Consider the following 25,771-nt stretch of genomic DNA (forward strand, 5'->3'; position numbering starts at 1 on the left):
GGGTGCGTTCTCTCGGTCTGCGGTTCGTCGGGCACTCCACCGTGCGGGTGGAGCTGGCCGGGCACGCCGTGCTGACCGATCCCGTGCTCACCGACCGGGTGTCGGCCCTCACCAGGGTGACGCCGTCCTGCACCGCGGCGGACCGGGCCGACGTCGACCTGGTCCTGCTGTCCCACCTGCACGGGGACCACGTCCACCTGCCCTCGCTGCGGCTGCTGAGCGAGCACGTGCGGGTCGTGGTGCCGCGCGGCGCCGGTGACTGGCTGCGGAGCAAGGGCGTCCGGCGGGTCGACGAGCTGGCGCCCGGTGAGGTGCTGGAGCACGGCGACCTGCGCGTCACCGGTGTCCGCGCCGACCACTCCGGGCACCGCTGGGGGCCGAGGTCGACCCGGGGGCCACAGGCCGTCGCCATGGGGCACCTCATCGAGGGCGCCGACCGGAAGGTCTACGCCGCGGGCGACACCGACCTCTTCCCCGAGATGGCCGACCTGACCGACGTCGACGTCGCGCTCCTGCCCGTCTGGGGCTGGGGACCGACGCTCGGACCCGGGCACATGAACCCGGAACGGGCCGCGGCCGCCGCGGACCTCATCAAGCCCCGCGTGGCCGTGCCGGTGCACTGGGGGACGCTCGCGGTCACCGGGCTGCCCAAGGTGCCGGGGAAGCACGGCAAGCGGATGCGACGGCTGCTCAAGGACCCACCGCACGAGTTCGCCAACGCCGTCACCGGGCCCACGCGGGTCCTGGTCACGCAACCCGGCGAGACCGTGCGGCTGCCCGGCGCTGTCCCCGGTGCTTCGTGAGTGGCTTCCTCGGGATCGACTGGACGCAGCCGTCGTCCATCGGCTACCCGGTGATCTTCGGCGGGGTGCTGCTCGGGTCGATCGTGCCCGTCGTGCCCACCGGTGCGGTGGTCGGCGCCGGGGCGGCGATCGCGGTCAGCGGCGGTGACCTCAACCTCGTGCTCGTGGTCGTGTTCTCCACCCTCGGCGCCCTGCTCGGCGACCTCGTCACGTTCGGCGCGGGCCGGGGCGGGCGGGGCACGCTCGCGCGGTGGTTCGAGAAGCGGCAGTCACAGGAGAAGCTCGACAACGCGCGGGCGAAGTTCGTCGAACGCGGCTGGCTGCTCGTCGTGATCGGGCGGATGGTGCCCGCCGGGCGGATCCCCGTGCTGCTCGCCGCCGGGGCGCTCGACTACCCGTGGCGGCGGCTCGTGGTGGCCGCGACCGGCGCGTGCCTGCTGTGGGCGGTCGCGTACTCGGCACTGGGCGTCGTCAGCGGTGGGCTGTTCGACAACCCGCTGGTCGCGACCGTGATCGCCACGTTCCTGATCCTGATCGTGACGCTGGTGGCCGGGTTGGTCAGCAGGCAGCGGGAAGCACGCAAGAAGGCGCGAAACCATGCCTGAACCCACTGAGCGCGGCCGGTTGCTGCGTGGCGGGCGGGCCGTGGCCCGCCTGCTGCTCGTCTGGGCGCTCGTCGCGGTCAGCCTGCACCTGCTCGACCTGTGGCTCACCGGCTTCGCCATGCCGCTGTGGTGGCAGCCGACCGTGTTCGCGGCGATGCTCGGCCTGCTCAGCGCCGTGGTCTGGCCGCTGATCATGCGGTTCGCGCCGCCCGGCGCGGTCCTGTTCCTCGGCCTGTTCTCGTTCCTGCTGCTGGGGGCGGGCATCCTCGGCATCTCGTTCGCGGTGCCGTACGTCTACATCGCGAACCTGCGGACGGCGGTCGTGGTCGCCGTCGTGATGGCGGGCGTCGCGAGCCTGGTCAGCAGCATGCTCGCCATCGACGAGGACGAGGTGTTCTTCCGGCGCGCGGCCCGCAGGGCCCGCCGCGACGGGTCCGACCCCCGCGACGACCCGCCGGGCGTGCTGCTCCTGCAGATCGACGGTCTCGGCCACGACACCGTGCGCCGCGCGGTCCGCGACGGTGACCTGCCCACCCTCGCCCGCTGGGTGTCCGAGGGCAGCCACGTGCTCACCGACTGGCACTGCGACTGGAGCTCGCAGACCGGCGCGAGCGTGTGCGCGCTGCTGCACGGCAGCAACGACGACATCCTCGGGTTCCGCTGGTACGAGAAGGACCGCGACCACGTGATGGCGTGCGCGCACCCCGTGGACGCGGCCGAGATCGAGCGGCGGCACACCAGCGGGCAGGGCCTGCTCGCGAACGGCGGCGCGGCCCGCGGCGGGTTGTTCACCGGGGAGGCCGACCACACGAGCCTCACGATGAGCGCCGTGCCGTTCCTGACCAGGTCGTACCGCAAGCGCCGCGACCCGGCCGGCTCCGGCTACTCGGCCTACTTCGCGAACCCCATCAACGTGGTGCGGACGTTCGGGTCCGCGCTCGTCGACGTGCTCCGGGAGATCTCCGCGTCGGTGCGGCAGCACCGGGCGCGGGTGCGGCCGAGGATCAGGCGCGGCGGCTTCTTCCCGTTCGCGCGGGCGGGCACCACGGTCATCGCCAGGGACCTGGTGGTGTCCGCGATCATCGGGGACATGCTGGCCGGCAGGCCGGTCGTGTACGCCGACTTCCTCGGCTACGACGAGGTCGCCCACCACACCGGCATCGAGCGGTTCGACGCGCTCGCCGTGATCCGGTCCATCGACCAGCAGATCGGCCGCCTGCACCGGGCCGCCCGGCTGGCCCCGCGCCGGTACAAGCTCGTCGTGCTGTCCGACCACGGCGTGACGCAGGGCTGGGCGTTCACCAACCGGTTCGGCGAGTCGATCGAGCAGCTCGTCGGGCGGCTGTGCGGCGGGACGCCACCCGCCAACGGGTCGCGGCGCAAGCCGAGAACCGGTGCGTGGCAGTTGGGCGCGGCGCTCGCGGAGGCGTCCACCGGCGCGGGCCCGATCGCGATGGCGTTGCGGAAGCGGGCGGGCAGGCAGAGCACCAGGGACCAGCACCGCACCGAGGAGGGCAGGCCCTCGGCGGTGACCCGCGCGGCGCCCGGTGTGGTGGTCGTGGTGTCCGGGCACGTCGCGATGGTGTCGTTCACCGAACACGAGGGCCGAGTCGACATGGAGACCGTCGAGCGCGAGTTCCCCGACCTGCTGCCCTCGCTCGTCGACCACCCCGGTGTCGGGTTCATGCTGGTCCGCAGCGCCCGGTCGGGTCCGATCGTGCTGGGCCGCGACGGCGTGCGGCGGCTGCGGGACGACTCGGTGTCCGGCGAGGACCCCCTGGCCGACTACGGCCCGCACGCGGCCGACCTGATCCGGCGCACCGACGGGTTCGCGCACTGCCCGGACATCCTCATCAACAGCCGCTACCACCCGGCCACCGACGACGCGTCGCCGTACGAGATCCACGTCGGCTCGCACGGCGGACTCGGCGGCGGCCAGTCCCGCGGCTTCCTCCTGTACCCGGCGGACCTGCCCGCGCCCGGGGAGATCGTCGGCGCGGAGCAGCTGCACCGGGTGGTGCGCGGCTGGCTCGGCCACCTCGGCCACCCGGAACCGGTGCGAGAGAAGGAAACCGAACTGGTGGCGGAGACATGACCCCCGAGTACGGCGTGCGGTCGCTCGCCGACGTGCTGCCGTCCGTGCTGGGTGAGCAAACCCTGCTCGACCCCGCCCGCGCGACCGCGTTGCTGCTGGTCGACGGGCTCGGTTCGGAGCTGCTGCGGGCACATCCGGGGGACGCGCCGTTCCTCGCGTCGATGGCCGACGCCGGTCCGCTCACCGTCGGGTTCCCGTCCAGTACCGCCATCAGCCTCGCGTCGCTCGGCACCGGTCTGCCACCCGGTGCGCACGGGCTGCTCGGCACGTCGCTGCGGCTGTCCGACGACATCGTGATGGACACGCTGCGGTGGGCCGAGCACGGCACGCACGGGAAGGTGGACCTGCGCAAGTCGTTCCCGCCCGAGGTCGTCCAGCCCGCCGACACCGTGTTCCAGCGCGCGGAGGCCGCCGGGATCGGCGTGACCGTAGTGTCGCAACCCAAGTTCGAGGGGTCCGGGCTCACCAGGGCGGCGCTGCGCGGCGGCACGTTCACCGGCACCCACGCGTTCGGCGACCTGGCCGCGGCCATCGTGACGGCCCTGGCCCGACCGGGCAGACAGCTGGTGTACGGCTACCACGCGGACCTCGACGCGATGGGTCACGTGTACGGGCCGGGCTCGCTCCAGTGGCGGCTGCAGCTGCGGCAGGTGGACCGGCTCGTGGAGACCGTCGTGTCGTTGCTGCCACCGGACGCGCAGCTCGCGGTGACCGGCGACCACGGCATGGTTACGATGGACCACACCTTCGACGCCGACACCGATCCCGTGTTGCAGGCCGGAGTCCGCGCGCTGAGCGGTGAACCGCGGGCCCGGCACGCGCACGTTGCGCCGGGTGCGGCGGCGGACGTGCTCGCGACGTGGCAGGGCGTGCTCGGCGACGCGGCGTGGACGGTGTCCCGCGAGCAGGCGGTGGACGAGGGTTGGTTCGGGCCGCTGTCGCCGCACTTCGCCGACCGGATCGGGGGCGTGGTCGCGGCCGCCCGCGGCACGGCCGGGGTGATCCGGTCGGAAGCCGAGGCGTTCCTGTCCCGGCTGATCGGTCAGCACGGGTCGCTCACGTCCGCCGAGCAGCTGGTGCCACTGCTCGTCGCACGCCGTGACTGAGCCGTCGGTGGTCTGGGCTCGGCCTTCCCGCACCAGCTCTTGTGCGGTAGTACTGCGGGCATGCCGCTCCTCCAAGATCTCCTCGCCGCCATCGCGGGCGGCCGGGTCGAGATCGTCGACCTGACCGCGCCACTGTCCAACGAGACGCCGATCCTGCAGCTGCCGGAGCCGTTCTCGAACACGATCCCGTTCTCGCTGGAGCTGATCAGCCGCTACGACGACGCAGGGCCCGGCTGGTACTGGAACAACATCCACACCGGTGAGCACACCGGCACGCACGTCGACGCGCCCGTGCACTGGGCCACCGGCAAGGACGGCGCCGACGTCTCCCAGCTCGCGCTGACCCAGCTCGTCGCGCCCGCCGTCGTGGTCGACGTGTCCGGCCGGGTGGCCGACGACGCCGACTTCCTGCTGGGCATCGACGACGTGAAGGCGTGGGAGGCCGCGAACGGGCCCCTTCCCGACGGCGCCTGGCTGTTGCTGCGCACCGGCTGGGACGCACGGTCGACCGACGCGGGCCGGTTCCTCAACGCCGACGAGAACGGCCCGCACTCCCCCGGCATCTCGGCGGAGTGCGCGCGGTGGCTCGCGGAGGACACCGGGCTCGTGGGGCTCGGGGTGGAGACGGTCGGCACCGACGCGGGTGCCGCGCACTCGTTCGAGCCCGCTTTCCCGTGTCACCACTACTTCCTGGGCGCCGGGAAGATGGGGCTGACGCAACTGCGGAACGTCGCGTCGCTGCCGCCGACTGGCGCGGTGCTCGTGGTGTCGCCGCTGCCGATCGTCGGCGGTTCCGGCAGCCCGGCGCGGGTGTACGCACTGGTCGAGCGGTGAGCGGGCCGCCGGTGTCTGGACCGACGAGCAGCGCAGGAAGCTCGGCCACGAGCGACCGAGCAGCGCAGGAGGGAAGACACCGGGACAAGGCCCGCGAACACCGAGCGGAGCGAGGCAAGCCGACACTGAGCGGGCCGCCGGTGTCTGGACCGACGAGCAGCGCAGGGAGCTCGGCCACGAGCGACCGAGCAGCGCAGGAGGGAAGACACCGGGACAAGGCCCGCGAACGCCGAGCGGAGCGAGGCAAGTCGACACTGAGCACGACCGCGGACCTGGTCGGCGCCACGCTCGCGGAACTCGGTGTGGCGCAGGCGTTCGGGGTGGTCGGCAGCGGCAACTTCGTCGTCACGGGCGCGTTGGTGGCCCGCGGGGTGCCGTTCGTCGCGGCGCGGCACGAGTGCGGCGCGACCGTGATGGCCGACGCGTACGCGCGGATGAGCGACCGGCTGCCGGTGGTCACGCTGCACCAGGGGTGCGGGCTGACCAACGCGCTGACCGGCATCACGGAGGCGGCGAAGAGCCGCACTCCGCTGCTCGTGCTGACCGCCGACACACCCGGTGCGGCGGTGACCGCGAACTTCCGGATCGACCAGGACGCGGCGATCAGGGCGGTGGGCGCGGTCTCCGAACGCGTCCACTCGCCCGCGTCGGCGGTGGCGGACACCGTGCGCGCGTACCGGAAAGCCGTGCACGAGCGGCGGACCGTCGTGCTGAACCTGCCGCTGGACGTGCAGGCGGCACCCGCGGTACCCGGCCCGGCGACGGTGCCCGTGGTGCCGCGACCGGTCCGGCCGGACGCGGACGCCGTGGCCTCGTTGGCGAACGCTCTGCGCGGCGCCCGGCGTCCGGTGTTCGTGGCGGGGCGCGGCGCCCGGCACGCGGCCGATTCCTTGCGGGCACTCGCGGAGGCCACCGGCGCCCTGCTGGCGACGTCCGCGGTGGCGCACGGGTTGTTCGCCGGCGATCCGTGGTCGCTGGGGATCTCCGGCGGGTTCGCGTCGCCGCGCACGGCCGCGTTGATCGCCGACGCGGATCTCGTGGTGGGCTGGGGCTGTGCGCTCAACAAGTGGACGACGAAGCACGGCGCCCTGCTCGGCGCGACCGTCGCGCAGGTCGACCTGGACCCGGCGGCGTTCGGCGCGCACACGCGGGTCGGCCTCGGTGTGGTCGGGGACGTGGCGTGGACCGCGCGGGACGTGCTCGCCGCGCTCGACGGGTACACACAGGACGGTTACCGCACCGCACCCCTCGGCGAGGTCCGGTGGACCCCGCCGGCCGACGAGTCCACCGCGGACCGCATCGACCCTCGGGTGCTGAGCGCGCGACTCGACGCGCTGCTGCCCGCCGCGCGGACCGTGTCGGTGGACTCGGGGAACTTCATGGGGTACCCGAGCGCGTACCTGTCGGTGCCCGACGAGTACGGGTTCTGCTTCACACAGGCGTTCCAGTCGATCGGCCTCGGCCTGGCGACCGCGCTCGGCGCCGCGCTCGCCCGGCCGGACCGGCTGCCGGTCGCGGCACTGGGCGATGGCGGGTTCCTCATGGGGGTCGCCGAGCTGGAAACCGTGGTGCGACTGGGTATCCCGATGGTGGTGGTCGTGTACGACGACGCCGCGTACGGCGCGGAGATCCACCACTTCGGCAGGGACGCCGACCTGTCGACGGTCACCTTCCCCGACACCGGCCTCGCGGCGATCGGCGAAGGCTTCGGCTGCGCGGGCCTGACCGTCCGCACGGTCGCCGACCTCGACGGCGTGACCCGGTGGCTCGACGGTCCCCGCGACCGCCCCCTGCTGGTCGACGCGAAGATCACCGACGACGGCGGCTCGTGGTGGCTGGCGGAGGCGTTCCGGTAGCGCACCGGCGTGCGCCCGCCCACCGCACCGGCGCGGCCCCGGGGTTTCTCGGCGGGCCTGGCGGGAATCCCGCTGTTCCGGGGAGGTGAGGACCGTGACCGCGACAATGGCGAAGTCGGCCAGGTCAGCGCGGGTCGCCGTGCTGGTGCTCGGCGTGGTGTACCTGGCGCTCGCCGTGACGGGCATCCTCGTCGTCGGGTGGGGCGCGATCCACGAGGCGGATCCCGCGCTGCTGCTCGGCGTGTTCGGGGTGAGCAGGCTGCTGGACATCGCGCACGCCGTGCTCGGGGTCGTGGCCGTGCTGGCGGCGGTCCGCGGCGCGGCGAGCCTGTTCGCGGCGATCGGGACGGTCGTGTTCACCGCGATGGCGGCGTACGGCGTGATCGCCGGGGTGATCGGCGACGTCGGCGACCCGCTGCACATGACGTGGTGGAACGTCGGTCTGTACGTGTTGTCCGCGCTGACCTGCGCGCTCGTCTACGCGTTGCGCCTGAGGGCGCGCTGAGGAGGAACCATGACTACCGACGAACCGGCCCCCGAGGGGCTCTCCGCGGCAGAGGACCTCGACGAGGACCGGCTGCGGCTGGACCCGCTCGAGGACGGCATGGACCCGCCGGAGCACTGGTCGCAGGCGATGGAACACGGGACGACCGAGCGGGAGACCCGCGAGGGCCAGGACCTCGACGAGCGCCTCCGCGAGGAACAACCCGACACCGCCGCGCCCCGCGAGCCCCGCGACGAGATCGACCGCATGGACGCGGCGGGCGAACTGGAGGGCCACCCCACGGACGACGGCGTGCCCGCCTACGCCCGCGACACCGAGACACCACCGGAGGAAGCCCGCCGGGGCCAGACCGCTGACGAAGGCGCGGGCTCGGTGGCCAGGGAACTGCGCACACCGCGCACCTGACGCCCGCGCGCGAGTCCCCCGTGCCCACCCGGACGGGGGACTCGCCGCGTCATAGCCAGTCCCGGTGTTTGAACAGGGCGTAGAGAGCACCGCCCACCAGCAAGATCAACGCCGTGGACATCCAGAAGCCCCACACCTCCCCGTCGCCGGGGTACGGGACGTTCTGGCCGTAGAAACCGGTGATCGCGGTCGGGACGGCGATGATCGCGGCCCACCCGGTCACCTTCTTCATGATCAGGTTGAGCCGGTTGCCCTGGATGTTGAGCTGCGTCTCGCGGATGGTGGTCACCAGGTCCCGCAACGACTCCGTCCACTCCGACGCACGCAGCACGTGGTCGTAGACGTCCTGGAAGTAGGGCGTCATCGCCTGGTCGACGATGCGGTCCTCCCGCCGCAGCAACGTGTTCACGACCTCCCGCATCGGCAGCACCACCCGCCGCAGCGTCACGAGCGACTTCCGCAGCGCGAGCGCCCGCCGCTGCGCCTCCGGCGCCGACGCGTTCTCGTCGAACACGGTGTCCTCGAGGTCCTCGATCAGGTCGTCGAGGCTCTGCACAGCCGCGAAGTGCGTGTCGACCACGTAGTCCAGCAGCCCGTGGACCAGGAACCCGACGCCGCTCTTCGCGAGGTGCGACAGCTCGTCCCACCGCCGCACCACCGCGCCGATGTCGAAGGCATCGCCCGCCCGGACCGTCACCACCACGCGGTCGGTGACGAACATGCCCAGCTCCGCGGTCGTCACCAGGCACGTGTCCTGGTCCAGCTCGACCGAGTACGCCGTCACGTAACTGTGGGTGTCGTACCGGTCGACCTTGGGCCGCTGCCGCAGGTGCATGGCGTCCTCGATCGCCAGCTCGTGCAGCCCCAGCTCGGACGACACCAGCGCGAGGTCCGCCTCGGTCGGGTCGCCGAGGTCGATCCACACGGTCAGCGCGTCGTCGCGGAGGTGGTCGGAGATGTCCTCCGGCGGGAAGTCCTCGGCCTCCAGGACCCCGTTCCGGTACAAGCGCGTGCGTGCCACCAGGCCAACGGTAGCCGCGCGTGGCCAGCCGCACAGAACATCGTTGTACACGTTCTGTGCGGACTCGCATGCGGGGAGGAACCCGTCGGTGCTCCCGGTTGGGCGAAACTTGTCGGATGGCCGAACCGATGGACTTCTACGACTCCCTCGCCGAGGACTACCACCTCATGTTCGCCGACTGGTGGACGAGCGCGGTCGCGCAGGGCGAGACACTGGACGGGATCCTGCGTGACCGCGGCGTTCCCGAGGGAGCGACGCTGCTCGACTGCACGTGTGGCATCGGCACGCAGGCCTTGCCGCTCGCCGCGCGCGGGTACCGGGTCACCGGTTCCGACCTGTCGGCGAGCGCCGTCGCGCGGGCACGGGACGAGGCCGCCCGCCGCGGCATCCCGATCACGCTGGGCACGGCCGATGTCCGTGAGCTGACCGCGGCCGAGCCGTTCGACGTGGTGATCTCCGCGGACAACTCGCTCCCCCACCTGCGCACCGACGACGATCTCGGCGCCGCGCTGGCGGCGATCCGCACCGTGCTCGCGCCGGACGGGGTGTTCCTCGCGAGCGTCCGCGACTACGACGCGCTCGCCCGCGACCGGGTCGCGGGCGTCATGCCCGTCACCCACACCGAGAACGGCGCCCGCCGCATCGTCGGCCAGTCGTGGACCTGGACCGACGACCTCCGCACGGTCACGTTCGACCTGTTCATGTTGCGGCAGCGGGAAGACGGGTGGACCGCGTCTGTCCGGACCACCGTCTACCGGGCGTGGCGGCGGGCCGAGCTGACCGCCGCGCTCACCGCCGCCGGGTTCACCGACATCGTCTGGGCCGACCCGCCGGACAGCGGCTACTACCAGCCGGTGGTCACCGCGCGGACGATGCGGCGGGACACCTGACGGCAGGACGAAGCTGCGGGTGTGCAAAGTAGGCGGTCGAGGCGTCCCACCAGGACTCACGTGGCGAGCTGGTCCGGCGCGACTGGTTCCGGCACCACCCGCACGTCGGCCTGCTCGACCTCGACGTGGGAGCCCAGCCGGGTGAGCCGGTCGACGTCGCGCCGGGCGGTCACGCCTTGGCGGGCGGCGAAGTCCGGACCGTGGGACACGACGACGCCGGTGACGTCGACGCGTTCGCCCGGCTGGACCGGCATCGCGGAGCGGCCCGCCAGCTTCAGCTTCACCCACACGTAGTCGTCGCGGGTGGTGGTCGCCCAGAAGCCGGTGTCGGCGGGCACGGACTCGACGGTCATCCCGCGCAGGGTGACCCGGTGCGGCGCGGACGGCTCGGACGCCGCGGTGGTGCCGCACCCCGCGGTCAGCAGTGCCATCACGACCACGAGCCAACGCATGCGCACACAGTTACTCGCGCCCGACGCGGCCCGCCACCGGGAGCAGCCGATTGCACCAGGTCGGGTGGAATATGGTTCGGCACCGTTACAGGCGCTGCTCTACGCTCCGGCCATGCTGCCCTGGTCCTCGCCGCTGGCCGGCCGAATCGAGAACGACGTCATCCACAGTGAGTTGCTGCGGGACAACCCGCTGGGCGACCCGCACGAGCGACCGGTGTACGTGTACCTGCCGCCCGGCTATGACGATTCGGACCGTCGCTACCCGGTGGTGTACGTGATCCAGGGCTACACCGGCCACGTGACCATGTGGTTCAACCGCAGACCGTTCGCCCGCCCGTACCCGGAAATGGCCGACGACGTCTTCGCCGAGGGCGACACCCCACCCGCGATCCTGGTGTACGTCGACGCGTGGACCGCGTTCGGCGGCAGCCAGTTCGTGGACTCTCCCGCCACCGGCCGCTACCACTCGTATCTCTGCGACGAGGTGGTCCCGTGGGTCGACGCCCGCTACCGCACCCTGGCATCCCCCGCCCACCGGGCGATCTCCGGCAAGTCGAGCGGGGGCTACGGCGCCATGATCACCCCGATGCTCCGCCCCGACCTGTTCGGCGCCCTGGCCACCCACGCCGGCGACGCCCTGTTCGACGTGTGCTATCCGTCGGACTTCCCGAAAGCGGCCCGCATCCTCCGGGACACGTACGAGGGCGACTACCGGAAGTTCTTCGCCGACGTGGCGCAGCGCGTGCACGGCACGAGGGACTCGGACATGGAACTGATGGAGATCTACGGCTACGCGGCGGCCTACTCGGGCAACGAGGACGGCACGGTGTCCCTGCCGTTCGACGACACGGGCGCACTGGTACCGGAGGTCTGGGCACGGTGGCTGCGCTGGGACCCGGTCCGCATGGCCGCACAGGAAGAACACGCGACCACCCTCCGCGACCTGAAAGCCATCTGGATAGACGCGGGCCGCGGCGACGAGTACTACCTCGACCTGGGCGCCACGGCGTTCCACCGAGCAGTGGCGGCAGCGGGCGCGGCGGCCGACCGAGTCCACTTCGAACTGTTCGAAGGCCGCCACGGCAACATCGACTACCGCTACCCGATGGCCCTGAAGTGGCTCTGCGAACGCATCGCCCCCTGAAGGGCCCCGGGGCACCCTCACGACGAGAGAAGCCGAGCGCAGGCCCGAACCCACACCTGCCTGCCCCTCCGGCGAGGACAAAGCACCCCGTGCAGAACCCCTATCGCTGCGGCGCAAGCGTTCTGGACCACAGACTCACACCCTGACCATCACGCAGCCAGACCGTCAGCGCCCCGGAACCACCGTCCACCCGTACCTCACCGAAGTGCTGGAATCCTTCCAGCGGCGAGGTGTTCGCCCTCGGCGGCGCGTGCGTGAACACCGCCTCGGGGCCGAATGTCGGGTCGAGGGTGTTGGGCCCGAAGGCGCCGGCGTGCAGCGGGCCGGACACGAACTCCCAGAACGGGTCGAAGTCCCCGACCGCCGCGCGATCCGGTGAGTAGTGGTGTGCCGCGGTGTAGTGCACGTCCGCGGTCAGCCACACGACATTCCGCACCCGCCTGCGCGCGAGCGTGCGCAGCACTCCGGCCAGCTCGTGCTCCCGGCCACCGGGAACCCCGGGCAGCCCGTTGGCGACGCCCTCGATGTCGGCGCCGTCGGGCACGGTCAGCCCGATCGGCAGGTCAGCGGCGACGATCTTCCACGTCGCCGTGCTGCGCGCGAGGCCGTCGACCAGCCAGCGCGCCTGCCGCGCCCCCAGGACCACGCCCCGGCCGTCGCGGGGCGAGTTGTTCGCGTCCTTGTACGTGCGCATGTCGAGCACGAACACCTCGACGTGCCGCCCGTACGAGAAGCTCCGGTACACCCGCCCGTCGACGGCGCGGCGCTCGTCGATCGGCTGCCACTCGTGGAACGCACGGAACGCGCGCGCGGCGAGCACGTCGACGCGCTTCTCGGTGTACTGCGGCAGGTCCAGGATCTCGCCCGGGTACCAGTTGTTGGTGACCTCGTGATCGTCCCACTGGACGACCGAAGGCACGCGCGCGGCGAAGGCACGCACGTTCTCGTCCAGCATGTTGTACGCGAACTGCCCCCGGTACTCGTCGAGCGTCTCGGCGACCTTCGTCTTCTCCCGCGTCACGAGGTTGCGCCAGACCCGGCCGTCGGGCAGCGCCACGGTCTCGGCGAGCGGGCCGTCGGCGTACACGGTGTCGCCGCTGTGCAGGAAGAAGTCGGGGCGGCGGGCGAGCATCGACCGGTACGCGGTCATGCCGCCGATGTCCGGGTTGATCCCCCAGCCCTGTCCGGCGACGTCACCGGACCACGTGAACCGGACGTCCTCGCGGCCGGCCGGCGCGGTGCGGAACGACCCGGTGAGCGCCTCGCTGCGGGCGCGGCCGTCGAGGTCCTCCGCGGTGACGCGGTAGTGCACGGTCCGGCCGGGTGCGAGGTGGTCGAGCCGGAGCTTACCGGTGCCGCCGGTCTCCGGCGTGAGCACGGGCCCGCGCACCACCCGGGACCGGCGGAAGTCCGCGACACCGTCCCTGTCGTAGGCGACCTCCACCAGCATGCGGGCCGGCCGGTCGGCGCGGGTCCACACGATCGCGCCGTCGGTGGTCACGTCACCGGTCTGCACGCCGTGCGTGAGGACCGGCCGCTGCCGCGTCGCCAGCGCGACACCCGGCACACCCGCCGCGAGCACCCCCGCGCCGACCGCACCCGCCCGCAACACCGTCCGCCTGCTGACCCGCTCGTTCGTCATGGGCGATGTCTAACCGCCCATGACGAACGGCGAGTCAACCGGAGGTGAACGTCAGCCCTGCGGAATCAGGCCAGATTCGCGGTCCGGCTCCTCCGCGTACACCCTCGGTGCCGGGGCCGAGACCTTCGGCGCCACGGTCGCGTCGGGCAGTGCGGTCGCGCCCGGCGCCAGCGACACCGGCAGTCCGAGCCTGCTGCGCGACAGGTCGACCTGGACGGTCGCGCCGGTCGACGTCGGCACCGTGTACTGCGTGTCGGACAGCGTCAGCACCAGACCCAGCACGCGGCCGGCCGGCAGGACCGCGTCGTGCGCGTTGAGGTCGAACGTCACCGTGTACCAGCGGCCCGGCCGCAGCTGCGTCGGCCGCGTCAGCGAGTCGCGGTGTGCGGCGTCGACCCAGCCGCGGGTCATGATCGCGGCGTCGGCGGTCACGACGTCCTTGGCGGTCTCGAGGTAGCAGGCGTCGTCGGCCGGGATCGAGGCGCCGTGGCAGGACTCCGTGGTGAGGTTCCTGATGCCCTCCTTGGCGCCCTGGTAGTTGATCCTGGTCGCGGTGCCGTAGTCGACGAGCCGCGCGGAGATCTCCGTGTTCGGCTTGTCGACCTTGACCCGCAGCGAGACCGTGGCGGTGCCGCTGATCCGCAGGTTCCTCTCCAGCGGCGCGGACAGGAACACCGACCGGCCGGCGACCACGGTGTTCGGGTTCGCGACCGCGGCCCGCTCCCGCAGCGCCGGGTTGTCCACAATGGACATCTCGCCGCGGCTGGGCCTCAGTCCGAGCGTGCCGGTGGTGCCGTCGCCGGCACCGAGTGACACCGGCAGCGTGAACGCGCCCCGGGCGGGCCACGCCGGCTCGTCGACCCACACGTCCGGCGCCCGCTCGATCGTGGCCATCGGCTCACGCATGATGCCGTTGTCCAGGTCCTGCAGCCAGTAGTCGAACCAGCGGTGCAGGGTGTCGACCCATTCGGCGCGGCGGAAGTCGAACGGGTCGACGTGCCCCTCCTGGCCGAGCCAGATCTTGCGCGGCACGCCTGCGCGGGCCAGGGCGTCCCACCACTGCGCGAAGTGCTTGGTCTCCACGTTGTTGTCGTTGATGCCGTGTGCGATGAACACGCTGGCCCTGACCTTGCGCGCGTCGGGCACGAAGTTCCGCTCGGCCCAGAACGAGTTGTAGTCGCCGGTGGCGTTCGCGGAGCCCTCGTACAGGGCGTCGCGGACCGGCTGGCACACCTCGTCCGGCCTGCCGTTGACGTAACCGGAGAGCCATGCGGGCCCGCCGTCGATGGTGTAGAGGGCGCCGTTGTCGCGGTAGTAGTCGTACCAGCTGGAGATCGCGGCGATCGGCACGATGGTCTCGAGCCCCTCGACCCCGGTGGCGGCGACACCGTTCGCGACGGAACCGTCCCAGGACTTGCCGATCATGCCGACCTTGCCGGTGGTCCAGGAGGCGCGGGCCGGGGTGCCGTCGGCGTAGGCGCCCTTCGCGCGGCCGTTCAGCCAGTCGATGACGGCCTTGACACCCTCGATCTCCTCACGGCCGCCGACGTCACCACACCCGGTGGACCGACTGGTCCCGTTGAAGTCGACGGCGGCGAACGCGTACCCGCGTGGCACGAAGTAGTTGTCGTAGAACAGCGGGAATTTCGTCACAGAACCGTCGGCGGCGTACTCCTTGAGCTCGCTCTCGTTGCCGCGGCCGCAGCACTGGTAGTACGGCGAGGCGTCCATGATCACCGGCACCTTGCCCGCGGCCGCCTCACGGGGCCGGACGAGGTCGACGACGACCTTGTCGGGTGCGCCGTCACCGTCGTTGTCGAGCTTCGTGGTGACCCACACGCTCTCCCGGACGGCGCTGGCGTAGTCGTAGACGGGCGCGGTTTCCGTGCCCTTGATGTGCGGAGGCCGGGGTGCCGCCGCAGCGGCGGGCGGCGCGATCACCAGACCGGCGAGACCGATCACCGCCGCGACCAGAGCGGCCCGGCGCAGGGAGGGAAAGGCCATGGCCAGCAACCTACTGGCGGTCACGACGCGGAGGAAGACTCACCGTTTGCCGAACAGGGGTCGGCGAACCCTCGCGACTCCGCCGTGTGACGGCCTGGAATACAGCGTGACGTCTCGGCACGGTGGTTGGCCGCGGGGGCAGCCACGAACGAAGAGCCTGAGATGCTCGCAGAAGGTGACGACGGTTCGCGCCAGGGCAGCGTCGAGCGAGCGAACCGATGAGCGGCACACAGGGTCCTTCGAGGGACCAGCGGATCGCGGTGGTCAGCAGGCGCGTCGTCTTCGTCGTGGGACTGGTCCTGGTGGTGCACTGGTCAGCGCACCGTGTACACACCCGTCGGCGACGCGTGGTAGCCCTTCGCGCCCACCTCGAGTGCCAGCGGGCTCCGGAAGTCCGTCCCCGCCGCCAGACAGGCGAGCACGTGCGCGAAGTCGTACCGGGGCCGCCAACCCAGCACCGTGCGGGCCCGGTCGTTGACGTACACGCGGTCGACCTCGTCGAACATGCGCCACCCGCGGTCCGCGTACCGGGCGGGCTGCTCCGGGAACAGTTCGGCCACCACAGACGGCGCGTCGCCGTGCAGGCGGGAGACGTGCGACGGGAGGAACGGGGTCGTGGCGCTCACGATCAGGCGGTCGAACCCGATCGACGGGGCCTTCTCCAGCGCCAGCAGGTGCGCGTCGACGATGTCCTGGAGGTCGGCGCGGCGGTACAGGTACTCGTTGGCCTTCAGGTTCGCGTCCTCGTACGCGGTGCGGACCTCGTCGCGGTCGTCGGCCTCCGGGAAGAAGCGGGACGTGCGCAGGACCACCACCGGCAGGCCGTGGTCGCGGTGCACCAGCTCGCACAGGTTCTCCGCGGCGACCTTCGTGACGCCGTAGATGTTCTTGGGCAACGGGACCACGTCCTCGGTGATCCACCCCGACAGCGCGCGGCCGAACGAACTGGTGGTGCTCGTGAAGACGAAGCTGCCCACCCCGGCGGCGACCGACTCCTCCAGCAGCGTCAGCGTGCCGGTGACGTTGGTGTCGACGAAGTCCTGCCGCGAGTGGGACCCGACGTGCGGCTTGTGCAGCGTCGCCGGGTGGAGGACCGAGGTGACACCGCGCAGCGCGGCCCGCACCACGTCCCGGTCCGCCGCCGAGCCGACCACCGACGTGAACGGCGACGCCCGCACGTCGAGTCCGACCACGTCACGGCCCTGCGCGGACAGCACCCGCACCAGCGCCTCGCCGAGGTGCCCGGCACTTCCCGTCACCAGAATCCGCTCCACGACGATCACCGTACGGGCCCGCCGCAACCGGGTTTGTTGACCACCCCGAGCCGACCCCGTTGACTGCTCGTGACGACTAGGAGGTCATCGTGCGTCTGAAGGGATTCCTGCTGGCGCTGGTGCTGGTGTTCAGCACCGTGCTCACCCTGCCCGCCACCGCGGAACGCGCGGGCGCGTACATCGTCTCGGCGCAAGCGCTCGACGAGCGGCTGGTGGAGCTGACCGTGCACTCCCCGGCGGTCGGCCGCGACGTCGGCGTGCGGCTGCTGCTCCCACCCGACTACGAGCGCAAGCCGCACAAGAAGTGGCCGACACTGTATCTGCTGCACGGCTGCTGCGACGGCGACCGCGGCTACCAGAGCTGGACCAACAACACCGACGTGGAGGAGCTGTCGGCACGCACCAACGTGCTGATCGTGATGCCGGAGGCCGGGCCTGCCGGCTTCTACTCGGACTGGCTCGACGGCCCCGGCTGGGAGACCTTCCACCTCACCGAGCTGCGCCGGATCATCGAGCGCGAGTACCGGTCCGGCAGCCACCGCGCGGTCGCCGGGCTGTCCATGGGCGGCTTCGGCGCGCTGACCTACGCGGCGCGCCATCCCGGGTTCTTCCGCGCGGCGGCGTCCTACAGCGGCGTCGTGCACCCGACCTACGAGGGCGCGCGCAGCACGGACCTGGTCCTCGGCATCGTCGGCGCGTACGGGGACGACCCACTCGCGCTGTGGGGCGACCCGGTGGCCGACGCGGGCGTCTGGGCCGCGCACAACCCCTTTGACCTGGCACGGAAGCTGCGCGGGACGATTGTGTACCTGTCGACCGGCAACGGGGAACCGGGGCCGCTCGACCCGCCGGACGCGACGCACGACGGACTCGAGGAGCTGCTCGGCGAGCAGACGGTCGCGGTCGCGGACCGCCTGCGTGATGTGGGAGTTCGGGTCAGGACCGACTTCTACGGGCCGGGACGGCACACGTGGCCCTACTGGGAGCGGGCGCTGCACCGCTCGTTCCCGCTGCTCGTGAATTCGATCATGTAAGAGGTGTTACCCAAAGGAATAGCCCATTCGGCCTGAAATGGAACCAGCGCCGAATGGGCTATTCGCGTTGCTCTGAACGGATAAACCAACTATTCCTTCTCGAGGGCGTTCCTCAACGCTCTCAGTGCGTAGTAGACGCGGGACTTCACCGTCCCCTGCGGCACACCCAGCACCGCAGCCGCCTCCTCGATGGTCCTATCCCGCAGGTAGGTCTCGGCAAGTGCCTCGCGATGCTTGGGGCTCAACGCCTGCAGCGCGTCGGCGATCACCATGGCGGACAAGGAGTTCTCCGAATCGTCAGGGATGGTCATGGTCTCCAGCGGCGTGGGGTCGACCTCGTGCGGGCGCACACTCGAACTGCGCCTGCCGTCGATCACCAGGTTGCGCGCCACCGTGTACAGCCACGCGCGTACGCCGATGGACTCGCGGTCCAATCGATCCGCGTTGCGCCAGGCGCGGACCAGGGTCTCTTGCACTACGTCTTCGGCCCATTGCCGATCGTTGCCGGTCAGGTACAGTACGTGACCGAACAACGCTCCGCCGAACTCTCGATAGAGCATCCTGACCAACGCCTCGTGTCTGTCCGAAGCGTCGTCCGCGCCGGCGACTTCCAATCTTGGACGCCGGCTCACGGCGGACATCTTTGCCTCAATGGGCACCATAAGTCGAGTGACCCAGGTCACACTTGTTTCCCGGCCGTGATTGAACCGTGATTCTCGCGTGTCCGTATTTGCTGGTGACCGCACGTGCTGGTGTCCCAGGGAAGTCCTTGCACCAGAAAGGAAACCGCATGAGCACCCGATGCGACCGGCTGGTTTCGGTCGCGGAGATCGCCCCTCTCGATCACCGCGACGTCACCGGCGACGCCTGAGTCCACTATGGAGGGAGAACGGCTCGGTCGTGTCGTGGCGGTGACGCTGCTGGCGTTGCTCACCCCGCTGGCCTTCGCGGCCATCGGGCTGGGCACGCCCGTCGCGTCCGGCCTCCCGTCGTCGTCCGGCAGCGCATCCCCCGCCGCGCAGCCGGGCGACGACGCGGAGGCCACCACCGGCCCCGTCACCGACGAGGCGTTCCTCACCACAGTGCGACAGGCCAGTCTGTGGGCGATACCGGCTGGCCAGTTTGCAGAAGAACAGGCGGACAACGCGGAACTGCAGGACATCGGCCGGGGGCTGGCCGAGGACCTGACGACGCTCGACGACGAGGCCGGGGCGATAGCGACCCGTCTCGAGCTGACCTTGCCCGACCAGGCGAACGAAGAGCAGCAGGGCTGGCTGGACCAGCTCGGTGGTCTGTCCGGCGCGGACTACGACCTCGCCTTCGTGAACCGGCTGCGTGGCGCGCTCGGCGAGCTCTTCCTCGTCGCCGCGCACACCCGCGCCGGGTCCTGGGACGACGAGGTGCGCGCGTTCGCCTCCCTAGTCAACGACGTGGTCGACCGGCACATGACCGACCTGGAGAACACCGGGCTGGTCACGGACAACGCGCCACCGGAGCCGACGCGCGATGCGTCGACCACCGAACCAGCAGTGGGACCGGCGACCTCGACACCCGAGGTAACGCCTGTCGCGAGCACGAGCACCGCGGGCGGAGGGATCAGCTTCTGGCTGGTCGCCCTCGTCTGTTTGGCGGAGGCCGGCCTGACCGTCGGCCTGGTGCGTTACGCGCGCTCGCGCTGAGTCCCGAGCACACACGAAATGAGGCAGACGAACGATGGGTCGACACAAGACCTCGCGATACAACCGGAAACGCCTGGTCATCGCGGGTACCGCCGCCGTGACGGTGTTCGGTGCCATGGTTGGCATCGGCATCTACGGCAGCGCTCTGGCCGACCAGAACCAGAGGAGGGCGTCGGACTCGAGCCAAGCGTGTCTGCCGCCGCCCCCGACGGCCAGCGCCCCGCCCAGCTCGACGACCACGGCGCCGCCGTCCTCTGAAACGGCTCCGCCGGAGACGGCACCGCCCGAGGACACCGCCACCGACACGGCGACCGAGACCGCGACCGACACGGCCACTGACACAGCGACGGAAACCCCGTCCGACACGGCGACGGAGACCGCCACCGACACAGCGACCGAGACCGAGGCCCCGGAAGGTGAGGAGCCGATGGGCTACGCGTCCGACCGGCTCCTGTCCATGAACGGCGAGCGTCCCGGCGGCCGGGGCGGCCAGCCGACGCCTCCCGACTACGGCGGCCCCGTGCCGTCCGAGCAGGCTCCCTCGGCACCCGCCGACAGCACCATGCGCAAGTTCGGCGGCCCGAACTGCCAGGACCCGCTCGGCCCGTTCCCGCAGGACTTCGTCGACATCCGCAAGGTCCGGCCGTCGAACCTGAACGCCCAGCCCCGGGTCCGCCGCGGCGGCTCGGCAGGCACGTTCACGGTCAACTGCGGCCGCAACGAGAACGGCCACAACAACTCGGCGAACATGATCGCCGCGCCGGGCAACGTGAACGGCGCCCAGCACACGCACGACTACGTCGGCAACCTGACCACGGACGGCTTCTCCAGCAACGAGAGCCTCGCGGCGGGCGGCACCACCTGCACCAACGGTGACAAGTCGGCGTACTTCTGGCCGATCATCCGGATCCGCAACGCGGGCTCGACCGCCGTCGACCCGCTGAACGCGCACAACGTCGGCGACCCGATCCTGCCCGCTTCGGTGAAGATCCAGTTCCGCGGCAACCCGAGCCAGCAGGTGACCGCGGCGCCGCAGTTCCTCCGGATCCTCACCGGTGACGCGAAGTCGTCGACCAACGGCGGGGCCAACGCCAACGCCAAGTGGACGTGCACCGGGTTCGAGAACCGGATCACCACGAAGTACCCGCTGTGCCCCCGGGGCAGCCAGACCGTCCGGATCGCGGACTTCCCCGGCTGCAACGACGGGAACACCGACAGCGCCAACCACCGCACGCACCTCGCGTTCGCGGACCGCAACGGCAACTGCCCCGAGGGCTTCGAGCCGATCCCACAGCTGCGGATCACGCTGAAGTACAACCTCCCCCGGGGCAAGGTGTTCGCGCTGGACGCGTTCCCGGACGAGAAGCACAACCCGCTCACCGACCACAACGACTTCGTCAACGTGATGGGTGAGCGGCTGATGAACCAGGTCGTGCGCTGCATCAACACCGGACGGCGATGCTAGAACTGGCGGCGGCAAGCCACGATGACGGCGTACGCGAGCTGTCCGTGCTCTCGGCACGGCTCGCGTACGCCCTCATGTGCATGACCCTCACGTGGGGCGTGCTGGTCTCGACGGGCTGGTTCGACCGGCTCACGGGCCGGCACGCCCTGCGTGGCACCCACCAGGTGTTCGCGACGCTGACGCTCGCGTTCGCGTTCGTCCACGGCGTGTCGTTCACGCTGCTCGACCAGGCGAGGTCGGTCGCGGACCTGATCATCCCGTTCCGCGGGGTGCTCCGGGACACGTTCGGGGTCCTCGCGTTCGAGGGCATGCTGACGGCCGCGATCGCGGTGGGGCTGAAGCGGTGGACGAGCTACTGGCGGTGGCTGTGGCTGCACCGGCTCGCGTACCCGGCGTTCGTGCTCGGCGTGCTGCACGCGTTCTTCCAGGCACTCGCGAAGGGCACGCTGTCGACGGTGTACCTGGGCGGGCTCACGCTGCTCGTGCCCGCGCTGACCGTGATCCTCCTGCGGCTCGTCCCCGCGAAGACCCTCGAAGCGGCCGGACTGGCGGAGGACGGGCCATGAAACACAGCTACCGGGTCAGTGTCGACAACGACCGCTGCCGCCGATTCGGCATCTGTGCCGATGAGGCGGCTCAGCTGTTCCGGCTGACCCCCAGAGGCGGGCTGAACTACCAGCGAGCGGTGCCCGCCGACGCGCTGGAGGCCGCGCAGGCGGCCGTGCGCAGCTGCCCGACCCTCGCGATCTCGTTGGAAGAGAGGCGTTAGATGGCCGAGCGAATCGTCGTCGTCGGAGCGGGCCCCGCCGGGTTGCGTGCGGCGGAGCGGCTGCGGGAGCTGAAGTACGACGGAGAGCTGGTCGTCGTCGGCGAGGAGCCGTACCGCCCGTACCACCGGCCGGGGCTCATCAGACCGCTGCTGACGGGCCGCATGCGGCCCCGCGACCTGCGGCTTCCGGTGCTCACCACGCTCGACGCGACCTGGCGGTACAACACCCGCGCTTCGCACCTGGAGCCCGACGAGCACCTGCTGCACCTCCCCGGTGGCGAGGAGATCCGCTACGACGGCCTGATCATCGCGACCGGCGCGCAGGCGCGGCACCTGCCCGGCGCACCACGCCACGACCCGCGCGTGCACGTGCTGCGGACCGTCGCCGACGCGGTCGCGCTGCAGAAGACCATGACCCGCTTCCGCGGCCCGGTCGCCGTCATCGGCGGCGGCTTCGTGGCGTGCGAGGTGGCGTCGGCGGCCCGCTCGATGGGCCGCGACGCGACGATCATCGTGCGCGGCAAGTCGCTGCTGCGGCACGTGCCCGGCGAGGACTTCAGCTCCACGGTCCACGCACTGCACGAGGCCAACGGCGTCCAGGTGGTGACGAACGCGGCCGTGCACCACTGGGTCCCCCAGCCCGACGGGATCGCGATGCACCTGACCACCGGCCAGGTCGTGTTCGCGGGCTGCGTCGTGCTCGCCGTCGGCAGCGTGCCCGCGGTGAGCTGGCTACGCGGCTCGGGCCTGATCATCGACGACGGCGTGATGTGCGGCCCCACCTGCCACGCCATCGGCGCCCAGGACATCGTGGTGGCGGGCGACGCGGCGCGGTGGCCGAACCTGCGCTTCGACACCGCCCCCCGCCGCGTGGAGCACTGGCTCAACGCCGTCGAGATGGGCCGCGCCGCCGCCGCGAACCTCCTGGCCGGCCAGGAGAACGCCAAGCCGTACACCCCGCTCCCCCGCTTCTGGACCGACCAGCACGGCATGCGCATCCAGGGTGCGGGCACACCGGCCCTCGCGAAGGACCGCGTACAACTGGCCAGCCCCGCGATGGTCGGCCGCCGCGTGACGGGTTACGTCACGAACGGCAGCCTCGTCGGCATCATCGGCTGGGACACCCCACCCGCGATGCTCAAGTGGACCAAGGAGCTGGACCGCCAGACCACGAAGGCCATGCGCGAGCGTCTCGTCCGCCGCAAGCCCGCCACCCACACCCCGGCAGGCGAGCGCACCCTCCCCGTCGTCCGCCTGCGCTGAAGGCACCCGTCGGGACGCGCAGCCTGGATCGTGGAGCCTTCACGATCCAGGCCATATCCCGGCGCGCGCGTCCGGCTCTCACCCTCGAGAGGTTGCGAAAGGGCAACGTGAGTCCGAGGTCGCGGTGACGGTGCGTTCAGCGATCCGCCGGCACACGTTCACGATCGCGAGAACGCTGAAATCCCGCGTCGCCCACGAGGGATTTCTTCACTCCCTGTAGCCCCGACGGGTGCACCGACCTACGCCACACGGCTGAACCGCCATGCGGTGCACCGAGTCGGCCACTTGCGTCGAGGCCGCCCTATCCAGCACGCTCGGTTGGGGTGAACCGGCGATAACACCGATCGTGTGCGGCGATCGGGTCGCCGGTACGCGGGTGCGCGCGGTTGGAGGTGTGGGGCTCCATGGCCTGACAAATGGTGACGGGCGCGTAGAGGAGGCCCTGTCGACCTGTCCCTATTCCGGGCGAAATTCCGGTTTGGCGCGCAGTGAATCGACCTCCTGATTCTACGATGTCCAGACAGCACCGAAAGCAGGTGACGAAGCGATGGGCTGAGGCATGGGCGGCGACGAGTATCGAAGAATCCGCAACGTGGTCGATGGCACGATCAGCGGCCCATTCGTCCAGGCGGGTGTGATACACGGGGGAATAACCGTCCAGAGCCAGAGCGAGCCGCTTCCGGTGCCACGACAGCTTCCCCCGTCGCCGTCGAACTTCACGAACCGGGCCACGGAGTCGGCGGTTCTCGATGAAGTCCTGCACCTGTCCGCCGAAAATCCCGGCGCCCCGAAACTCGCGCTCCTGGTCGGTCCGGGCGGGGTGGGAAAATCGGCTCTCGCCGTCTGGTGGGGCACCAACAACGCCGGGGCATTCACCGACGGTCAATTATACGCCGACCTGCGTGGCTTTTCCGTCGACGACACCGTCCGGCCCGAGGAAACGCTCGCCAGGTTCCTCCGCGACCTCGGTGTGCCACCGGCACGGGTGCCCATCGAGCTCGCCGAGCTGACCGGCCTGTACCGGAGTGTCACCAGCGGCAGGCGCATCCTGGTGGTCCTCGACAACGCCTTCTCCGCCGCACAGGTGCGCCCGCTGCTCCCGACCAGCGGCGAGAGCATGGTCCTGGTCACGAGCCGGTTCCGCCTTGGTGGCCTGCACAACGAAGGTGCCGTCTTCGTCGAGCTCACTCCCCTGCCCCACGAAGACGCGGTCGACATGCTGGCGCACTCGCTCGGCAGAACCCGGGTCGTCGAGCAGATGCAACAGGTCGACGAACTGGTGTCGTTATGCGGCAGGCTGCCCATCGCGATCCGGGTCGTCGGCGCACGACTCGCCTCTCGTCCGAAGTGGACAGTGAACCGGCTCGTCACGGAACTCGCGGACGAGCAGCAGCGCCTGGCACGGCTCTCCATCGGTGACGACGTCTCCGTTCGTGCCGCGTTCGACCTGTCCTACCAGGCGCTCGACGACGCACCCGCTCGCCTGTACCGGTTGACGAGCTTGCACCCCGGGCCGCACTTCAGCGCGGGGATGGCGGCGAGCGCCGCGGACATCCCCGTTCCCAATGCGGAGACCGGGCTGCAGGAACTGGTCGACGCCAGCCTCGTCGAGGAAATCGGCGACGACCTGTATCGCTTTCACGACCTGGTCAAACTGCACGGGAAAGCACATGCCGAAACCCAGGACAACGAACCGGACGGCCCGCTGAGACGGATCGCCGAGTGGCTCCTCCGCCAGGTCACTCGCGCGAACATGGTCGTCATTCCGAATCGGTGGCGGGTCAGCAAGGTGTGGCAGCGGGTTCGGGACACACCACCGATGTTCTCCCGGGGCAGCGACGCCGTCGAATGGCTGGACACGCAGTTGCCGAACGTGATCGCGATCCTCAACGAGGTCGCGAAACGCGGTTGGGACGAGCTCGCGTGGCAGTTGTGCGAATCGCTGTGGGAACTGTTGTTGCACCGCAAGCACTACCAGATCTGGCTCTCCTCGCACGAGGTCGGCGTGCGGGCCGCTCATCGATGCGGTGACGTGGTCGCCGAGTCCCGGTTGAGGTGCCAGCTCGGCCGGGCCTTTCTCGACCTGCACGACTACGACGCGGCCGAACGGGAGTGCCGCACCGCGTCGGACCTCGCGAGGAGCGCGGGCAGCAGGCTCAACGAGTCCGTGGCGGTCAACCAGCTCGGCCTGGCCGCGCAGGGGCGCGGTGACATCGACACCGCCATCGCGTTCTTCGAGAAGAGCCTCCGGATCGAGAGCGAACTGGGCATCGACCGCGGTGTCGCACTGCGGCACCGCCGGATCGGCGAGGCCCTGTCACAGGCTCGCCGCGACGACGAAGCCGCCGTGCGGTTGACGCGGGCCCGCGAGATGTTCGCCGAGCTGTCCGACCAGAAGGACGAGGCCAAGACCCTGGTCGCACTGGCCAGGATCGCCGCCCGCCAGGGCAGGCCGGACCTCGCGACACGTCAGCTCCGCGAGGCCCTGACCGTGCTCCGTTCGTCAGGATCGGCCGTCTACCACGCGGAGGTGCTCATCGCCCTCGCGGAAGTCAGCCGTGACAACGACGATCCGGCGACCGCCAGGACCCACCTCCTGGAAGCCCTCGAGCTGTCCCGCCTGCCCGGTGGACCGCTCACCGCGCGGATAACCGCGTTGCTGGCCGAACTGCCATCCACCGGCGCCGACGAACCAGAGCTCGTCGAGCCGCCGCCGCACGGTGAGCCACAGGCACCCGACGACAGCCACCAGCTCTCCGGAGACACCGGCGACGACCGTGGTCTGACCGTCACGCGCCACCAGGCAGAACCGATCCCGCCCACACCGCGTGACCACCAACAGTGAGCCCGGCCAGCAGGCCAGTGCCGTGGTCGCGCCCTGTTCCGCGTCGGCGACGGTGGGATGGCGAAGCTCCTGCACCAGCC

General features: G+C 71.0%; 24 protein-coding genes. 17 read left to right on the forward strand and 7 right to left on the reverse strand.

Features of this window, described 5'->3' with window-relative positions:
- The first annotated feature begins 2 nt into the window (after positions 1-2).
- The 8 genes from FHR82_RS29020 (at position 3) to FHR82_RS29055 (ending at position 8,209) form a co-directional block, all read left to right on the forward strand.
- The gene (locus FHR82_RS29020; RefSeq protein ID WP_184813730.1) at positions 3-803 is read left to right on the forward strand and encodes an MBL fold metallo-hydrolase; all 801 of its coding nucleotides are present in this window, start codon (positions 3-5) and stop codon (positions 801-803) included.
- The gene (locus tag FHR82_RS29025) at positions 800-1,408 is read left to right on the forward strand and encodes a DedA family protein (RefSeq protein ID WP_311771330.1); all 609 of its coding nucleotides are present in this window, start codon (positions 800-802) and stop codon (positions 1,406-1,408) included. Before FHR82_RS29020 ends, FHR82_RS29025 begins: the two co-directional genes overlap by 4 nt.
- Positions 1,401-3,503: a phage holin family protein gene (locus FHR82_RS29030; RefSeq protein ID WP_184813731.1), complete on the forward strand. Its 2,103-nt coding sequence runs from the start codon at positions 1,401-1,403 to the stop codon at positions 3,501-3,503. Before FHR82_RS29025 ends, FHR82_RS29030 begins: the two co-directional genes overlap by 8 nt.
- Positions 3,500-4,609: an alkaline phosphatase family protein gene (locus FHR82_RS29035; RefSeq protein WP_184813732.1), complete on the forward strand. Its 1,110-nt coding sequence runs from the start codon at positions 3,500-3,502 to the stop codon at positions 4,607-4,609. The genes FHR82_RS29030 and FHR82_RS29035 overlap by 4 nt, the downstream gene beginning before the upstream one ends.
- A 60-nt stretch (positions 4,610-4,669) precedes the next feature.
- On the forward strand, positions 4,670-5,443 hold the full coding sequence (locus FHR82_RS29040; RefSeq protein ID WP_184813733.1) for a cyclase family protein: 774 nt from the start codon (positions 4,670-4,672) through the stop codon (positions 5,441-5,443).
- A gap of 254 nt (positions 5,444-5,697) precedes the next feature.
- The gene (locus FHR82_RS29045; RefSeq protein ID WP_184814142.1) at positions 5,698-7,299 is read left to right on the forward strand and encodes a thiamine pyrophosphate-binding protein; all 1,602 of its coding nucleotides are present in this window, start codon (positions 5,698-5,700) and stop codon (positions 7,297-7,299) included.
- A gap of 94 nt (positions 7,300-7,393) precedes the next feature.
- The gene (locus FHR82_RS29050; RefSeq protein ID WP_184813734.1) at positions 7,394-7,804 is read left to right on the forward strand and encodes a DUF4383 domain-containing protein; all 411 of its coding nucleotides are present in this window, start codon (positions 7,394-7,396) and stop codon (positions 7,802-7,804) included.
- A 9-nt stretch (positions 7,805-7,813) separates the two neighbouring features.
- Positions 7,814-8,209 carry a hypothetical protein gene (locus FHR82_RS29055; protein WP_184813735.1) on the forward strand — a complete coding sequence of 132 codons (396 nt, stop codon included), beginning with the start codon at positions 7,814-7,816 and terminating at the stop codon, positions 8,207-8,209.
- 49 nt (positions 8,210-8,258) lie between these two features.
- Here FHR82_RS29055 and FHR82_RS29060 read toward each other — a convergent pair whose 3' ends face one another.
- Positions 8,259-9,230, reverse strand: coding sequence for a magnesium transporter CorA family protein (locus tag FHR82_RS29060; RefSeq protein WP_311771331.1), 972 nt, complete (start codon positions 9,228-9,230; stop codon positions 8,259-8,261).
- Between the two features lie 116 nt (positions 9,231-9,346).
- On the opposite strand from FHR82_RS29060, the gene FHR82_RS29065 reads away from it, so the two are divergent.
- On the forward strand, positions 9,347-10,120 hold the full coding sequence (locus FHR82_RS29065) for a class I SAM-dependent DNA methyltransferase (protein ID WP_184813736.1): 774 nt from the start codon (positions 9,347-9,349) through the stop codon (positions 10,118-10,120).
- Between the two features lie 56 nt (positions 10,121-10,176).
- Here FHR82_RS29065 and FHR82_RS29070 read toward each other — a convergent pair whose 3' ends face one another.
- Positions 10,177-10,572, reverse strand: a complete 396-nt coding sequence (locus tag FHR82_RS29070; RefSeq protein WP_184813737.1) for a hypothetical protein — start codon at positions 10,570-10,572, stop codon at positions 10,177-10,179.
- A gap of 112 nt (positions 10,573-10,684) precedes the next feature.
- Between FHR82_RS29070 and FHR82_RS29075 the strand changes: the two genes are divergently transcribed.
- Positions 10,685-11,716 carry an alpha/beta hydrolase gene (locus tag FHR82_RS29075; RefSeq protein WP_184813738.1) on the forward strand — a complete coding sequence of 344 codons (1,032 nt, stop codon included), beginning with the start codon at positions 10,685-10,687 and terminating at the stop codon, positions 11,714-11,716.
- A 100-nt stretch (positions 11,717-11,816) separates the two neighbouring features.
- Here FHR82_RS29075 and FHR82_RS29080 read toward each other — a convergent pair whose 3' ends face one another.
- From FHR82_RS29080 to FHR82_RS29090, 3 genes are all read right to left on the reverse strand, one after another.
- On the reverse strand, positions 11,817-13,358 hold the full coding sequence (locus tag FHR82_RS29080; protein WP_184813739.1) for an alkaline phosphatase D family protein: 1,542 nt from the start codon (positions 13,356-13,358) through the stop codon (positions 11,817-11,819).
- Between the two features lie 51 nt (positions 13,359-13,409).
- Positions 13,410-15,362, reverse strand: a complete 1,953-nt coding sequence (locus tag FHR82_RS29085) for a Xaa-Pro dipeptidyl-peptidase (RefSeq protein WP_184813740.1) — start codon at positions 15,360-15,362, stop codon at positions 13,410-13,412.
- Between the two features lie 314 nt (positions 15,363-15,676).
- A complete protein-coding gene (locus FHR82_RS29090) occupies positions 15,677-16,636 on the reverse strand; it encodes an NAD-dependent epimerase/dehydratase family protein (RefSeq protein ID WP_311771332.1) in 960 nt (319 codons plus the stop codon).
- Positions 16,637-16,725: 89 nt separating this feature from the next.
- Between FHR82_RS29090 and FHR82_RS29095 the strand changes: the two genes are divergently transcribed.
- Positions 16,726-17,670 (forward strand): alpha/beta hydrolase, encoded by a 945-nt coding sequence (locus FHR82_RS29095; RefSeq protein WP_311771333.1) that lies wholly within the window; start codon positions 16,726-16,728, stop codon positions 17,668-17,670.
- Positions 17,671-17,759: 89 nt separating this feature from the next.
- Here FHR82_RS29095 and FHR82_RS29100 read toward each other — a convergent pair whose 3' ends face one another.
- Positions 17,760-18,311, reverse strand: coding sequence for a sigma-70 family RNA polymerase sigma factor (locus tag FHR82_RS29100; RefSeq protein ID WP_184813741.1), 552 nt, complete (start codon positions 18,309-18,311; stop codon positions 17,760-17,762).
- Between the two features lie 237 nt (positions 18,312-18,548).
- Here FHR82_RS29100 and FHR82_RS29105 point away from each other — a divergent pair, with 237 nt between their 5' ends.
- Entirely contained in the window at positions 18,549-19,349 is an 801-nt protein-coding gene (locus FHR82_RS29105) for a DUF4142 domain-containing protein (protein ID WP_184813742.1), read from the forward strand.
- Between the two features lie 132 nt (positions 19,350-19,481).
- Here FHR82_RS29105 and FHR82_RS45310 read toward each other — a convergent pair whose 3' ends face one another.
- Positions 19,482-19,733, reverse strand: coding sequence for a hypothetical protein (locus FHR82_RS45310; protein ID WP_221464417.1), 252 nt, complete (start codon positions 19,731-19,733; stop codon positions 19,482-19,484).
- 43 nt (positions 19,734-19,776) lie between these two features.
- On the opposite strand from FHR82_RS45310, the gene FHR82_RS29110 reads away from it, so the two are divergent.
- The 5 genes from FHR82_RS29110 (at position 19,777) to FHR82_RS29130 (ending at position 25,691) form a co-directional block, all read left to right on the forward strand.
- On the forward strand, positions 19,777-20,814 hold the full coding sequence (locus FHR82_RS29110; RefSeq protein WP_225943914.1) for a DUF1996 domain-containing protein: 1,038 nt from the start codon (positions 19,777-19,779) through the stop codon (positions 20,812-20,814).
- Positions 20,808-21,380 carry a ferric reductase-like transmembrane domain-containing protein gene (locus FHR82_RS29115; protein ID WP_184813743.1) on the forward strand — a complete coding sequence of 191 codons (573 nt, stop codon included), beginning with the start codon at positions 20,808-20,810 and terminating at the stop codon, positions 21,378-21,380. The genes FHR82_RS29110 and FHR82_RS29115 overlap by 7 nt, the downstream gene beginning before the upstream one ends.
- Positions 21,377-21,583, forward strand: coding sequence for a ferredoxin (locus tag FHR82_RS29120; protein ID WP_184813744.1), 207 nt, complete (start codon positions 21,377-21,379; stop codon positions 21,581-21,583). Before FHR82_RS29115 ends, FHR82_RS29120 begins: the two co-directional genes overlap by 4 nt.
- On the forward strand, positions 21,584-22,846 hold the full coding sequence (locus FHR82_RS29125) for an NAD(P)/FAD-dependent oxidoreductase (protein WP_184813745.1): 1,263 nt from the start codon (positions 21,584-21,586) through the stop codon (positions 22,844-22,846).
- Positions 22,847-23,528: 682 nt separating this feature from the next.
- Positions 23,529-25,691 (forward strand): ATP-binding protein, encoded by a 2,163-nt coding sequence (locus FHR82_RS29130; protein ID WP_184813746.1) that lies wholly within the window; start codon positions 23,529-23,531, stop codon positions 25,689-25,691.
- Positions 25,692-25,771: the final 80 nt, after the last annotated feature.

This window comes from Actinophytocola algeriensis (genome assembly GCF_014203735.1).
GTDB classification, from domain to species: domain Bacteria; phylum Actinomycetota; class Actinomycetes; order Mycobacteriales; family Pseudonocardiaceae; genus Actinophytocola; species Actinophytocola algeriensis.